At 37.8% G+C, this 14,525-nt stretch carries 11 protein-coding genes; 7 read left to right on the top strand and 4 right to left on the bottom strand.

Going from position 1 to position 14,525, the window contains the following annotated elements:
• Positions 1-26: 26 nt before the first annotated feature.
• Positions 27-1,055 (bottom strand): LacI family DNA-binding transcriptional regulator, encoded by a 1,029-nt coding sequence (locus tag ACJJVX_RS16360; protein ID WP_405632434.1) that lies wholly within the window; start codon positions 1,053-1,055, stop codon positions 27-29.
• Between the two features lie 348 nt (positions 1,056-1,403).
• Between ACJJVX_RS16360 and pgi the strand changes: the two genes are divergently transcribed.
• From pgi to ACJJVX_RS16335, 5 genes are all read left to right on the top strand, one after another.
• Complete coding sequence (gene pgi, locus ACJJVX_RS16355) at positions 1,404-3,050, top strand: glucose-6-phosphate isomerase (protein WP_405632431.1); 1,647 nt, start codon at positions 1,404-1,406, stop codon at positions 3,048-3,050.
• 258 nt (positions 3,051-3,308) lie between these two features.
• On the top strand, positions 3,309-4,781 hold the full coding sequence (zwf, locus tag ACJJVX_RS16350) for a glucose-6-phosphate dehydrogenase (protein WP_405632575.1): 1,473 nt from the start codon (positions 3,309-3,311) through the stop codon (positions 4,779-4,781).
• Positions 4,782-4,784: 3 nt separating this feature from the next.
• Positions 4,785-5,495, top strand: a complete 711-nt coding sequence (gene pgl, locus ACJJVX_RS16345) for a 6-phosphogluconolactonase (RefSeq protein ID WP_054205469.1) — start codon at positions 4,785-4,787, stop codon at positions 5,493-5,495.
• Between the two features lie 1,000 nt (positions 5,496-6,495).
• On the top strand, positions 6,496-9,174 hold the full coding sequence (locus ACJJVX_RS16340) for a TonB-dependent receptor (protein WP_054454179.1): 2,679 nt from the start codon (positions 6,496-6,498) through the stop codon (positions 9,172-9,174).
• A 152-nt stretch (positions 9,175-9,326) separates the two neighbouring features.
• Positions 9,327-10,862 carry a tryptophan halogenase family protein gene (locus ACJJVX_RS16335; protein ID WP_405632427.1) on the top strand — a complete coding sequence of 512 codons (1,536 nt, stop codon included), beginning with the start codon at positions 9,327-9,329 and terminating at the stop codon, positions 10,860-10,862.
• A 320-nt stretch (positions 10,863-11,182) separates the two neighbouring features.
• Here ACJJVX_RS16335 and ACJJVX_RS16330 read toward each other — a convergent pair whose 3' ends face one another.
• Positions 11,183-11,899 (bottom strand): DUF6445 family protein, encoded by a 717-nt coding sequence (locus ACJJVX_RS16330; RefSeq protein ID WP_054454183.1) that lies wholly within the window; start codon positions 11,897-11,899, stop codon positions 11,183-11,185.
• A gap of 276 nt (positions 11,900-12,175) precedes the next feature.
• Here ACJJVX_RS16330 and ACJJVX_RS16325 point away from each other — a divergent pair, with 276 nt between their 5' ends.
• The gene (locus ACJJVX_RS16325) at positions 12,176-12,880 is read left to right on the top strand and encodes a SapC family protein (protein WP_169327004.1); all 705 of its coding nucleotides are present in this window, start codon (positions 12,176-12,178) and stop codon (positions 12,878-12,880) included.
• Between the two features lie 124 nt (positions 12,881-13,004).
• Positions 13,005-14,051 (top strand): isoaspartyl peptidase/L-asparaginase family protein, encoded by a 1,047-nt coding sequence (locus tag ACJJVX_RS16320; protein ID WP_054454187.1) that lies wholly within the window; start codon positions 13,005-13,007, stop codon positions 14,049-14,051.
• A 33-nt stretch (positions 14,052-14,084) separates the two neighbouring features.
• On the opposite strand, the gene ACJJVX_RS16315 is transcribed toward ACJJVX_RS16320, so the two are convergent.
• Together ACJJVX_RS16315 and ACJJVX_RS16310 are read right to left on the bottom strand one after the other, a co-directional pair.
• Positions 14,085-14,234: a DUF2496 domain-containing protein gene (locus tag ACJJVX_RS16315; RefSeq protein WP_082355653.1), complete on the bottom strand. Its 150-nt coding sequence runs from the start codon at positions 14,232-14,234 to the stop codon at positions 14,085-14,087.
• Entirely contained in the window at positions 14,227-14,499 is a 273-nt protein-coding gene (locus tag ACJJVX_RS16310) for a late competence development ComFB family protein (RefSeq protein ID WP_054205463.1), read from the bottom strand. The genes ACJJVX_RS16315 and ACJJVX_RS16310 overlap by 8 nt, the downstream gene beginning before the upstream one ends.
• Between the last annotated feature and the right edge of the window lie 26 nt (positions 14,500-14,525).

Here is a 14,525-nt window from a genome sequence, read left to right as displayed (position 1 = left end):
AGCGTCTTAATTATAGTAGTGAAGGTTTATTGTTTTGGTCCAGAGCTTTCACGGATCACGACTGACGGTGTAAATGAGGTAATAATTTCTTTATCTTGATTACGTGCGCCACGCGTTTTAGTAAACAATAAACGCGCTGCGTGCTGCGAAATAACATCATTTGCTTGATGCGCAGTGGTGAGCTTTGGCCAAGTTTGACGTGAGAATGGCGAATCCTCAAATCCTGTGATAGATAGTTGCTCCGGGATTTGAATCCCCATTAGACGAGAAGCAAAGAGCGCGCCAGCGGCCACTTCATCATTGCCGCCTAAGATAGCAGTAATTGCTAATTCATTATTGTCTTTAAGTAATGCTTTAGCACCCTCGACCCCAGATTCAAAAGAATATTTTCCGTCATATAAAAAAGCAGCATTGAGCGGCGTATCAAAATCGACGAGTGCTGCTTTATAGCCTTCAAGGCGTTCACTGGTTGACTTATGTTCTTTATCACCACAGATAAAACCGATGTTTGTATGGCCATGCTTTAGAAGATGTGTGGTAATTTCATAAGCTGCTTTATAATCGTTTACATAGATACAGGTATCTTGATCATCATCCGTAGGGCGACCTGAAAGAACGCGCACATAATGAATTTTTAATTCATCTAATAAATTGGTAATTTTACTATGCTCAGAAAGCGGTGGTGTAAGTACGAGCCCTGCCAAACGAGAACGTTTGATCATCGTAATAAACTCTTCTTCCATTTGAGAATCTGTGTAGCTGCAAGGATGGATAACTAATTCATACCCTTCTTCTTTACAACGTGAAAGTACACCATTTTGCATATCAATTACATAGTAAGCATTAGGGTTGTCATAAACTAACCCGACAGTAAACGACGAAGTACCCGCTAGGTTTCTTGCTGCTAGGTTAGGCTGATAATTAAGTTCTTTGACAGCATCCATGACTATATCGAAGGTTTTTTTACGAACAGAAGGTTCTTTATTAATTACTCGCGATACGGTTTTCATTGAAACCCCCGCGAGTTTTGCTACATCATTTATAGTTACTTTCATACAGTTGCTTATTAGGTTGTTGTTTTAATGTTGTCATGAACGCGAGAAGAAAGCAGATCGCGTATTTATACTAGTACGCGTCATCAATTCTTCATCAGAACCAGTTAGTGTATCTAAAGTTAGTAGAAAAGAGCAGTAAAATAATTGAGATAAATTATATGATACCGGTGTCAAAAGAGTAAAAGTACGTTATTATCTCGATTGTAAAATTTAAAAGTAGAATATTGACAGCGTTGTCATTTTAACTTATCGTTAACTTACTTTGTAGGTTAATACACTATCATTCTAGTCTTTCTATATAAAGATAGTTATAAATCAGATTGTTGCAAGTTTAAGGGGATGTTAAATATGAGTTGTCGTTCACAGTTAGCTAGTTGGCAAGCATTAAAGTTAAGTGCAAATAAGATGAAAGAAACACATCTTAAAGATTTATTTGCTAAAGACAGCACACGGTTCGAGCAATTTTCAACTCAAATCCCAGGTGTTTTGTTTGATTATTCAAAACAACAAATTGATAACAATGTTTTTGAACAGCTTATTACACTTGCAAAAGAGTGCGACATTACTCGCTGGCGCGAAAAAATGTTCAGCGGTGAAAAAATCAATATTACCGAAGGTCGTGCAGTCCTTCATACGGCACTGCGCAATCGTGCAGAATCATCATTAATTATAGATGATGAAAATGTCAGTTCAGTTGTCAATGCTGAATTACATAAAATTAAGTTGTTCGTTGAAAAAGTTCGCAACGGACAGTGGTTGGGTTATACAGGCAAAACAGTTAAAGATGTAGTGAGTATTGGCGTAGGTGGTTCAAACCTTGGGCCTCAAATGGCTACTGAAGCCTTAAAAAGCTACGCTGATGACACCTTAAAAGTACATTACATTTCAAATGTTGATGGTGTACAAATTGCTTCAGTGCTTAAAAACATCGATCCAGAAACCACATTGTTTGTAATATCATCTAAAACATTTACAACATCAGAAACGATGACCAACGCCAAAACGGCCGTTGAATGGTTTTTAGATTCAGCCAATGATAAACAAGCAATAGCCAAGCATTTTGTCGCTGTGAGCACAAATTTAGAGAAAACCGCTGCATTTGGTATTGCCAATGAAAACGTATTCACTATGTGGGATTGGGTAGGCGGTCGCTTTTCATTATGGAGTGCGATAGGATTACCCATTGCGTTATATTTAGGCTTTGATGCATTTGAAGCAATACTAGAAGGTGCGTTTGAAATTGATGAACACTTTCAGAGCGCAGCATTCGAAGAAAATATCCCCTTACTCATGGCGTTACTGAGCGTATGGAATACCAGCTTTTTAGGCTATGAGTCGCAGGCTATATTACCTTATGATCAGGCGTTACATATGTTGCCTGCATATTTGCAGCAAGGTGAAATGGAAAGTAATGGTAAACATGTAAATTTTGAAGGTAACAAAGTTGCATACACGACTGTGCCAATTATATGGGGTATGACAGGGATAAATGGCCAACATGCTTTTTATCAATGTTTGCATCAAGGTAACGTCGTTGTCCCAGCTGATTTTATTGCATCTGTAGAGCCTCAAGTAAGTGTTGGCGAGCACCATGATATATTATTATCTAACTTCTTCGCTCAAACAGAAGCGTTGATGATGGGTGTTGATGCACAACAAGTGCATTCAGATTTAACCGCAAAAGGTAAATCAGAAGCCGAAATAGCACAGTTATTAAACCACAAGATACATCAAGGTAATCGTCCATCGACATCGATGTTATTAGATAAAGTAGATGCTAAAGCGGTTGGCCGATTGATAGCCTTATACGAGCATAAGATTTTTTGCCAAGGCATCATATTAAATGTTTGTTCTTTTGATCAATGGGGTGTTGAACTCGGTAAAGGCCTAGCCTCAAAAATTGAAGCCGAGTTACTTGATGATGATATTAATCATCCACATGATAGTTCGACAAATGGCTTAATGGCGTATTACAAGCAACATCGAACACAGTAGAAAATTCGCACAGTTCACAACTGTGCAACCAAATACCTTTGAACGGGTAGCGCTGGAGTTCTTAGGGCCTGTATATTTGTGAGAGGATATACAGAGCCCCTAAGACTCATTTTATAACAGCTATAATAACAAGCGAATTCAACAGGCTTTTTCTCGAATATGATGCTAAAAGCTGACATCACCTAAACAACAGAATGTATGCCTGAACTGTTAAATGAGCAGTCGACAACAGGGCATAGCAAACGTAGAGAGTCAATTATGCTAAATCCTTTTGATATTGTAATTTTTGGGGGCGGCGGTGATCTTGCATTGCGCAAATTACTACCTGCAATGTATCGCGCATATCAAGAAGGCAACTTACCACAAGGTTCGCGTATTTTACCGACCGTTCGTGAAGAAAGTAAACGTGCAGAATATATAGAGACAGCGCATGAAGCGCTAAAAGAATTTTTGAGCAAAGGCGAGTTTAATGCTAAAGACTGGAAAGCATTTTCAGCGTGCTTAGTACCAGTTGTAACAAACGTTACAGAAGCGGATGATGACTGGGATAAGTTAAAAGCGATACTAGATGAGCACGATGTAAGTAAATCACGTGTATTTTATCTATCACTTCCACCTGCTGTGTATGGTAGCTGCTGTGAAATACTATCAAGTAAAGGTCTGATCACTGAGACGTCTCGTGTAGTTGTTGAAAAGCCAATAGGATATTGCGGTAATTCAGCAGAAGAGATCAACGCAAAAATTGCTGAATTTTTTAAAGAAGATCAAATTTTCCGCATCGATCATTATCTCGGTAAAGAAACAGTACAAAACTTAATGGCACTGCGTTTTTCAAATTCATTATTTGAAAATATGTGGGATGCTAAATCAATTGATAATATCCAAATTAGCTTATCAGAGACCGTTGGTCTTGAAAGCCGTGCAGGGTTTTATGATAAAGCCGGCGCTTTGCGTGATATGGTGCAAAATCACTTATTACAATTACTATGCTTAGTGGCTATGGAGTCACCAAATAAACTTAATGCGAATAGTATCCGTACTGAAAAGCTAAAAGTATTAGAGTCATTACGACCACTGATATCTACGGATGTAGATGACAATATTGTTCGTGGCCAATATGTCCCAGGTGACTTGGATGGAAAAATTGTCCCAGGTTATTTAGAAGAGCTAAATGAAGGTTCAAGTAAAACAGAAACTTTCGTTGCCATTCGTGCGCATATTGATAATTGGCGTTGGGCTGGTGTGCCATTTTACCTGCGTACAGGTAAACGTATGGCAAAGCGTTGTGCCGAGATTGTGGTTGAATATAAAAAAGTATCACACAATGTATACGGTGATAATGTTGGCAAAATTGAACCTAATCGATTGGTTATTCGCTTGCAGCCAGAAGAGACTATTCAGCTAACTTTGATGTCGAAACGTCTTGATAACTTAGAGATGCAATTAGAGCCGGTAACGATGAACATTGAGCTTTCACAAGCTTATAGTAATGGCTTTCATTCTGATGCGTACAAACGTTTAATGCTTGATGCTGCAGCCAATAACCCATCGCTATTCATTCACCGTGATGAAGTTCGTCAAGCCTGGAAGTGGATTGATCCTATTGTTGAGCGTTGGCAAGAAAAAGGGAATCCATCATTATACCGTGCAGGTAGTTGGGGGCCTGATGATGCTGATGAATTATTAGCTGAAAAAAATCATGTTTGGTTTAACACTGGCGATAAGGCGTAAGTAATGGCGACTATTGTAGAGAAATTTTTTGATTCAAAAGATGCATTAACAGCAGAGCTCTCAGCAACGCTTGAACAAAGTTTGATCAGCGGAATTGAGGCTGATGGACGTGCTGTGCTTATGGTATCAGGGGGCTCATCACCTGCTCCTGCTTATAAGCACTTATCAAACCTAGAACTAGATTGGAAAAATATTGATGTTGCTATGGTTGATGAGCGTTGGGTTGATACAGAACATGACAAAAGCAATGAAGTGTTTATAAAAAGCACTTTATTACAAAACCATGGGGCAGCAGCTAACTTCGTGACTATGAAAAATAGCGCAGTAACTGCTGAGCAGGGCATCGCAAAATGTGAAGCGGCATACCAACAACTGAAACGCCCATTTGATGTAACTATTTTAGGAATGGGGCCGGATGGCCACACCGCGTCATTGTTTCCACATGCAGATGGTTTGCAAAATGGCCTGGAAACTCCACAATTAGTGTGTGCAATTAATGCCATAAAAAGTGATGTGACAGGTGATATTACACAGCGCATGACTTTAACGTTATCAGCAATTGCACAATCGAAAGTTGTTAAACTTTTGATTAGTGGTGAAGAGAAACTAGCAGTGTATAAAGCCGCGAAAGCAGGAGGTGATGTTAATGATATGCCACTTCGCGCTATTTTAAATCACCCTACAATTAATATTGAAGTTTATTGGGCCCCTTAACTTGCTGTATTACCCAAGCCACCGCAAAACGCTGAATTCTGCATCTTGAGGTGGCTTGGGTATATTAGCCTGAGCTAGATTAATTATTAAAAAGCAGACCCGCAGGTCTGCTTTTCTATTTTAGCGTTACAGTTCTTTTCTTTGTAGAAAACCCAAAGTGTTTCTGAATTATTTAAATTAACTACAATGGATAACCGTTCTTGTAGGTGTTTTTATTTAATTATTCGATACTACTCTAAAGTTTTAACAACAGCCGAACAACTGTCCAATTAGTAAATATCAAGTAGCCATACCCACTGAGCTGTAATTAACAGCTTTAATGCTGAGGTTTTATTTAGATTCAACCAGATAAGTGTCCTTAAATTGGATAAAGTATCGTTATGTTAACGCCTATAAGCCTCTTGAGTATAACGAAAAGACAATTGCAGAAAAGGACCAACAAAAGGTTGTATTTTTTGTGGAAATAAAGGTAGACATTAGTCGAATAGGAACCTATAATTTAAAAATGACAACGCTGTCATTGGTAATGATAATTATTTGCACCCCTTGAGTTATTTTATTTGCCCTAATCTAACTATTTATCATATAACCATGAAGCAGTGGACTTTTTGAATGAAAGACACAGTTACACCCTTCCAACTAGTTAGTTGATGTTTCATTTTATGTGTGAAAGCACATCAAAATGGAACGTTTTTTTTACACTTTAGTCAGTTTTTCCTTGTTTATTACCTTAAATCACTCCATATATTTTCTCTTTTTGAACTTAATCATGGTATATTTGTCACGTTAAAATGTAACAAATCATAAATACTCTATTTTAAATTTATTTATTTTCAATTGGTTATGTTTTTTAGGTTGCTTTTTTTTCAAAAACTCACCAAAAAGATGTAGCACAATTGTAATTTAGAGTGTATGGTTTGTTACTAGATGACAACGCTGTCATCATCACTGGGCAGAAGTGATAAATAAAAAACCAACAAAATGATTCAAGGGGAATCCTGTGTTAGCTAAAAATTTTAAAAAAAGCTTATTAGCAGTAAATATCGGTCTTGTAATGAGTGCCGGATTCACTGGTGCTGCATTCGCAGATGAAGCGCAAGTTAAAGAAGGTGTTGAAGTAATCGAAGTGCGTGGTATTCGTGGTTCATTGAAAGCTTCAATTAATGGTAAGCGCTTCTCTGATGCGGTTGTTGATGTGGTATCAGCTGAAGACGTTGGTAAATTTCCAGATGGTGACGTGGGTGAGTCATTAGCTCGTATACCTGGTGTTACTGTTTCTCGCCAATTTGGTCAAGGCCAACAAGTATCTATTCGTGGTGCATCTTCTCAATTAACTCGCACACTACTAAATGGCCATACAGTTGCATCAACTGGTTGGTATGACCAACAAGCGATTGACCGTAGTTTCAACTACGCAATGTTGCCTTCAGAAATGGTAGGTGGTTTAGAAGTTTATAAATCATCACAAGCAAATCTTGTAGAAGGCGGTATTGGCGGTACAGTTATTGTTAAGTCACGTAAGCCATTAGATTTAGATTCTAACTCTGTCTTCGCAAGTGTTAAAGGTGCTTACGGTACAACCGCTGAAGAGCTTAATCCTGAAGTTTCTGGTTTATACAGCTGGAAAAATGATAGTGAATCATTTGGTGTGTTAGTTTCTGGTGCTTATTCAGCTACTGAATACCAACGTAATGGTGTAGAAACATCAAGAAACTGGAGTGGTGGTATGGCTCCAACAACATTCCAGCAAGATCGTGATCGTAAAGCATTGAATGTTGCTCTACAGTATCGTCCTACTGATCAATTAGAGTTTGGTTTAAATTTAATGTCTTTAGACTTAAATGCAAACAACGCTAATGGTCAGATTATCATGTTTCCAGGTGATGACTCGTGCGTTAAGGTCGATCCTACAAATGACAACTGTATTGTAAGAGAAGCAAACAACACAGGAGTTAGTTACGCCAATGGTAATGCTGGTACTAAGTATGCATACGCTTATCCAGATTTTGGTGCTGGTTATTTTCAAACTTGGGCTCGTGAAGCCTCAATGGATTCAAAAACAGTTGACCTAGACTGGAAATATGAAGCTGATAGTTTTACTTTTTCAGGTCGTGTAGGTAATACAAAATCTGAAGGTGGCGCCAGAACCGCACTAGTTGGTGAATATACAAATAATTTCGATGGACAAGTTGGTACTTGGGATATGACTGGAGACCAAGCGAAATTTGATGTTGTAAATAAAAATTACGATTCGAGTATCCTGCCTTCAATGATTGGTATTCAGACTTGGGCTTTAGGCGACTCACCAAATTCAGATGAAGAAACGTATGTAAATTTAGATTTTGATATTCCAGTTGACTTTGGTGTGATTACTGCCATCAAAACAGGTTTACGTTATGCTGATCACTCAGTTAAAAAGCAAGGTTTTAAAGGGCAGCTAGCCGATAATTATAATCATGAAAGCACTTTTAGAGCAGCAAGTGAATATTTCCCTGGAGTTGTTTCATCAGGTGCAGGCTTTACTATTCCAGAAGCGAATGGAGAACTAATTCTTTCTGACTCGCTTGCAGCAACAGATCACTATACAGAGAAAAAAGATGCGTATGGAACTGTTGAAGAAGAAAACTTTGCATTATACGCAATGGCTGATTTCAGTTCTGATGGTATTAGAGGTAACTTAGGTTTACGTTATATATCAACAGACGCATCTTCAGACTATTATGCTTTTAATTCAAAGGGTGAGTATGGGACAACGCTTTCAACTGATACTGCAAGCTATAACGAACTATTACCAAGCGTGAATGTAGTACTAGATTTGTCAGAAGATGTAATCTTACGTACTTCAGCAGCACAAGTAATTTCTCGTCCTAATTACTCTGATATGTTTGCGACAACTTCACTGTCTAACTTTGATAGCACACAACCAAATACCCAAGTCGCGAGTACTGGTAATGTTGCACTTAAGCCATTTAAAGCTTTCCAAGCTGATATTTCAGTAGAATGGTACTTCAGTGAAGACGGTATGGTTAGTATTGGTTATTTCATGAAAGATGTTAGCTCATTTATTTCAACACGTGATGCTAACAATCAACAAATTGGTCTTGAAATACCAATTTATAAAAGTACGCCTGAATCAAGCCCATGTGGTACAGAACAAGCAGATTGTTGGTCGGTAAGTCAATCAACAAATGTTAGTGGTGGTTCTATCGAAGGTATTGAGCTACAAATTCAAGATGCCTTTGATAATGGCTTTGGTTATAGTGTAAATTATACTTATGCTGATGCAACTTCGCCAGGCGAGAACTATCCTGATGGGAATAACGTTTTTTCTGATTCATCAGAGCATACAGTTAACACTGTTGGTTTCTATGAAAATGATTTCTTCTCGGCACGTCTTGCATATAACTGGCGTTCAGAATACATCATGCGTGAAGCCCCAGGTTGGTACTTAAACCGTACTCATAAAGATTTTGGGACATTAGACTTCAGTGCTACTTGGTCTGCAACAGACTACCTTGATGTTACATTTGAAGCTGCAAATATCTTAAAAGAGGATAGCTTGCAAACAGGTGTTTATCAATATGGCTCAGCGCCTTCTGACGATTTAGAAGGTGGTTTCCCTGCATGGAGCTTTGAAGGTGAAGCAACATATAAAATGGGTGTTGCCGTTCGTTTTTAATATGATTTAGATAAACCTTTTAATAAAAGCCCAGCAATTGCTGGGCTTTTTGATTCAAAGATTGTCTATTATACCAGCTGCACTAAATTAGTTGGAATGGTCACGTTTTTAATAAAATTTGTATTAGTAAAAAACAGTATTGTTGAGGGCTTATGGATATTAAAAAGGTTGCTATTATTGGTGGTGGTACCGCAGGGTGGTTGGCTGCAAACCATTTAGGTAAAGCACTATGTAATAAAGATGATATCTCGATAACATTAATTGAGTCACCTGATGTGCCTCCTATCGGTGTTGGAGAAGGCACAGTCCCAGATATAAAAAAGACGCTGCTTAGTTTTGGTATTAGTGAAACTGATTTTATCCGCGAGTGCGATGCTACATTTAAGCAATCAATTAAATTTGTTAATTGGATGGATAAAAAAGAACATGGAGAAAATAATTTTTTCCATCATTTATTTGATGTTCCCTTACGAAATGAAGCTAATCTTTTAACATCACATTGGTTGTCTGAGAAAAAAGACGTATGTTGCTATGCAGAGATGTTATCGTCACAACATAAGATATGTGAGGAAGGTTTAGCTCCAAAATCAATCACTACACCTGAATATCAAGGTGATTTAGCTTATGCATACCACCTCAATGCTGCGAAGTTTGCAAAACTATTAGCAAGCAACGCTAAAAGTAAGTATTTTGTAAAACACTTACTTGCTAATATTACGGGTGTAAATTTATCAGAAGATGGGAGTATTTTTTCACTGACTACAGATAGTCAAGGTGAACTTGAATTTGATTTCTATATTGATTGCTCAGGATTTGATTCAATATTGATCAATAAGGCACTAAAGGTACCTTTTAAAGATGTTTCTAAAACTCTACTAGTCAACCGAGCGTTAGTAGTCCAAGTGCCTACAGCAGCAGATGCAGAGATCCCTCCTTACACAGTTGCAACCGCCCACCAAGCTGGTTGGATATGGGATATTGCTTTATCTAGTAGACGCGGTGTCGGTTTGGTTTACTCAAGTAGTCATATGAGTGATGAGGAGGCAGAAGAAAAACTTGATAACTACTTAGGTGAAAGTAAACAAAATCTAACATATCGTACTATCCCAATGAAGATCGGTTACCGAGAAAAGTTTTGGCATAAAAACTGTGTTGCATTAGGTTTAGCACAAGGCTTTTTAGAGCCACTTGAGGCAACGTCGATTTTGTTGACTGATTTTTCGGCTGAAATACTAGCACAGCGTTTCCCTAGTTCAACAGCGCAGCTTGCGCAATTAGAGAAGCGTTTTAATCACTCTATGGTATATGCGTGGGATCGAGTGGTTGATTTCATTAAACTTCATTATTGTATATCTGATCGTACAGATTCAGAATTTTGGGTAGATAATAAAAAAAGCGCAACTATACCGATGTCATTACAGGAGAAACTGGCACTATGGGAAAGCTACATTCCAATAAGTGATGACTTTTTTAGCCATTTTGAAGTGTTTTTTTTGGAGAATTTTTTATTTGTACTTTATGGTATGGGTTTTAAAACCAAACTAAAAAATGATAGGCTCCCAGTATGTAAAACGTCTTTAGCTATGATAAATCAAAGAAAAGAGATTACAAATCATCTGCAAAAGATGCTGCCCCGCCATAGAGATCTTTTAGATACAATCAAACAGTTTGGTTTGCAATCATTATAATAATTTAGAGAGGTGTTTTGATAAACTCAGTATTTTATGCTGGGTTTATTTTTTGCAGTTAAAAAACTACTGTGCTTTTTATCTCCTTTTTATCACCTTTTTTAGCTTTTATAGATCCTAGTTATCGCATCATTTTTAAGAGCAAGTAGCTATTAAATTAGCCCTAAGGTCTCACTTCTGGTTATCTAATGTCCTTTAAAATGATGTCTACAGATCGTTCACATTAAGCTAGGTAGTAGCTGAGTTATTACCTAGATTACTCAAAACTCGATCCCGTTCTGACATTAAATTACCTGTTTTATTTAGATAGATAATGACTTTTAATTACTCTTAATACTAGCAAAAGATGCTATTGATAATCGGCCTTGCTTGGGGTTGTTACTGTAACTTTTTGTACATGTAATATTTGCACTATGCAGCAAGTTTCCTTGATAAATTATAAGACGATTGAATTTAGCTTTGATAGTTAAAACTTGTTCAAATAAGCTCGTTGTAGAATTAATATAACCATGATGTTCTTCTTGGCTATTTTCAACTTTTGGCATCATATGCTCTAGTAGATACCTATGCTCTTCTGAGAATTGAATTAAGTTTTCGGGAGTATATTTATATATGCTTGTCCCACCGAGTTCCGCTGGTGATAAATAATGGACGAAAGCATAATCATCTCCATCGCATGAGTCTATATGGGGTATTTTCTGCTCTAAAAGTAAACTTGAAGGCTCACAAGTAATTAATGATAGTAAGCACTTATGTACAGTCGCTGAGTAATCATTACCTAGCTCTAGTACGGGCAACATTGTATTTTGAAAAAAGGTTTGCAATAAGTCGAGATATGGCTGAGGCATGTTATCACGCTTACCAGGGTAGTATGAGTTATCAGAAAACATAGGATTAAAGTAAGCGATATTATATGCAAAATTTATTACACTCGCAGCATCTAATAAGAAATCATCAATAATATACACGCAAAGCGTAGTGCCAGGGATTAATTTCTTCTCTATACTCATTTTTGGGTTTAGCTTTAAGTCTCTCATTTACCGAATTCTACTTTATTGTGAATACGTATATTGCTACGATTACAGTTAGTTAATAATTAATATACTGATCTTGGACAGCGCTGTCAAAATCTAGTGTAGTAACTTTAATAGCTGTTACAAACAACCTAGCCGAATGAATAATAGGCGGTGTTCTTAAATCAATTTAATTATGTGCAAATTGCCACAAAATTTTCACTTCCTTTTTGCCGTCAAAACCTTTAGCCTTAGGTACTAACAGCAAAAAAATTAATTTATATATAACGGAGCAGTAACATGGCGGAGCAACAAGTACAGCCTTTACACAATGAAAAACATGCCAACACTAAAATTCAAAACGGCATTAACGTAGAATTTTTAAAAACTCAACACTTAGTGCCTGTAGTTGCACATGAGTTTGCGCGTGTTGCGAATGAATTCCCAATGTCTTTCGTTAAAAATAACGAAACAGGTCAATTTCAGGCCGTAGCTATGTTTGGTTTAGAGCCAGGCGAAAATCTTTTTGTGCAAGATGGTAAGTGGACTGCATCGTTTGCACCTATGGCAACAACACGCTACCCACTGGGTCTAGTAAAACACCCAGAAGAAGATCAATACGGTATCGTTATTGATGAAGCTAGCCCTTTAGTGGGTGATGCTGAAGGTAATGCATTATTTGAAAACGGCGAAGAAACTGATTACTTAAAACGTCGTAAAGAAGCGCTAGTATCATTTATTGAATTTTCTCACGTAACTGAAGCATTCACTAAATACCTTGCGGATAAAGAGCTTTTAGTAGCACAAACACTAACAGTTGATATTAAAGGCGAGAAAAAAGACATCAACGGTATTTACCTGATTGATGAGAAAAAACTGAATGAGTTAAGTGATGAAGCTTTCTTAGAGCTTCGTAAACGTGGTTATTTAGCACCAATTTACTCATTTTTAACGTCTACTCACCAAGTAGCACGTTTAGCTCGTTTGAAAGCGCAACAAGCGTAATTTCACCGAAACTGAGAAAAAGCGCCTTTAGGCGCTTTTTTTGTGCCTTTTATCTAGTTAAGGTTGTAATTCATCGCCAATTTATTCACATTATAATTACTTATTTTAAATGTTACTGGCCAGTATGAAACTACCTCTCTTAAATGCTTTTATTAGTGTGGCAGCCATTGCTTTAAGCACTCACTCCATTAGTACAATTGCGAACACATCAACTCCATTTGCTATCGCTATTCATGGCGGCGCAGGCACAATTGAAAAAAGTCGTTTTACCCCAGAGCAAGAAAAGGCCTATCGAGCCAAACTACAAGAAGCGGTAGAAACAGGCTATAAGGTGCTTGAGCTGGGCGGTGAAAGCCTAGATGCGGTGACGGCAGCAATTAATGTGTTAGAAAACTCACCTTACTTTAATGCTGGGCGCGGTGCTGTTTATACATATGACGGTAGCCATGAACTTGATGCTTCTATTATGGATGGGCGGGGCCGTCAAGCGGGCGCTGTAGCGGGTGTAAAGCACATTGAAAACCCAATAAACCTAGCGCGTTTGGTGATGGAAAAGTCAGTTCATGTAATGCTTAGTGGTCAAGGTGCTGAAGAATTCGCGAAAGAACACGGTATTCCGTTGGTAGAGAATAACTTATTTGATACAGAGAACCGTTATAAGGCATTGCTAAAAGCAAAAGAAAAGTTAGATAAAGCCAAAGTAACGAGTAAAAATTATCAAGCCGCACATCATGCGTTACCTGTGAACTATAAAATGGGCACTGTTGGTGCAGTCGCACTTGATAAAAAGGGTAATTTAGCTGCAGGTACATCAACAGGCGGTATGACTGCTAAGCGTTTTGGTCGTATAGGAGATTCGCCAGTGATTGGTGCTGGTACTTTCGCTGAAAATGAGTCGTGTGCAGTATCTGCAACTGGGCATGGAGAGTATTTTATTCGCTACAATGTAGCTGCTGATATTTGTGCTCGGGTTAAATATCAAAATAAAACGATTGATCAAGCGGGTGATGAAGTAATTAATGATGTGTTAAAACCAATAGGTGGCACGGGGGGAGTGATCATCGTTGATACTAAAGGTAATATTAGTTTACCTTTTAATACAAGTGGTATGTACCGCGCTAGTAAATCAAACACCCAACCTACGTATGTTGCTATATTTAAAGGGGAGTAGGGCTAAGGAGGTGTTAGCCAGCTTAATGCTGGCTTATTGAATTAGTTTTTTTTCGTAGTCGTTTTTTATGATCTCAAGGGCTTTTAGTACATCTTCAGTTGCTACATTGTGCTCTTCTAGTAGCATGATTAAGTCGACTGCTAATTTTACATGTTCAGGTGCTTGGGTTAACTCTTTACTCATGCAGACTCTTTTTTTTTGCTATTTGTTCAATGGCAACGTTAATAGCAATGGCTACGCGTTCTTCCATTTGTATACGTTCGGCTTGCGGTAGATAAAACGCCATATCTACATCATAACGAATATATCGAGGTGGAAGCTGGTTTAGTACAGTGCAGCAAAAGTCGGCCATAACATCTTCGTTATACTGCTTATCGAGCTCGCGTTTGATTATTTCCTCTATAACTATCTTTTCATAAAAGTTATGAATATCGTCATGTAATCGCACTAGTGTTGCTCCAAATTTATATTTCA

Origin of the sequence: Pseudoalteromonas sp. Ld20, assembly GCF_045064175.1 — a bacterium.
Lineage (GTDB): Bacteria > Pseudomonadota > Gammaproteobacteria > Enterobacterales > Alteromonadaceae > Pseudoalteromonas > Pseudoalteromonas neustonica.
Note: the sequence above shows the minus strand (reverse complement) of the source record. Positions and strands in the feature narration are given on the sequence as shown.

Excerpts from the sequence above, each read along its gene's own strand:
- ACJJVX_RS16360 (WP_405632434.1), bottom strand. The coding sequence starts at position 1,055 with ATGAAAGTAACTATAAATGATGTAGCAAAACTCGCGGGGGTTTCAATG.
- pgi (WP_405632431.1), top strand. The coding sequence starts at position 1,404 with ATGAGTTGTCGTTCACAGTTAGCTAGTTGGCAAGCATTAAAGTTAAGT.
- zwf (WP_405632575.1), top strand. The coding sequence starts at position 3,309 with ATGCTAAATCCTTTTGATATTGTAATTTTTGGGGGCGGCGGTGATCTT.
- pgl (WP_054205469.1), top strand. The coding sequence starts at position 4,785 with ATGGCGACTATTGTAGAGAAATTTTTTGATTCAAAAGATGCATTAACA.
- ACJJVX_RS16335 (WP_405632427.1), top strand. The coding sequence starts at position 9,327 with ATGGATATTAAAAAGGTTGCTATTATTGGTGGTGGTACCGCAGGGTGG.
- ACJJVX_RS16330 (WP_054454183.1), bottom strand. The coding sequence starts at position 11,899 with ATGAGAGACTTAAAGCTAAACCCAAAAATGAGTATAGAGAAGAAATTA.
- ACJJVX_RS16325 (WP_169327004.1), top strand. The coding sequence starts at position 12,176 with ATGGCGGAGCAACAAGTACAGCCTTTACACAATGAAAAACATGCCAAC.
- ACJJVX_RS16320 (WP_054454187.1), top strand. The coding sequence starts at position 13,005 with ATGAAACTACCTCTCTTAAATGCTTTTATTAGTGTGGCAGCCATTGCT.
- ACJJVX_RS16315 (WP_082355653.1), bottom strand. The coding sequence starts at position 14,234 with ATGAGTAAAGAGTTAACCCAAGCACCTGAACATGTAAAATTAGCAGTC.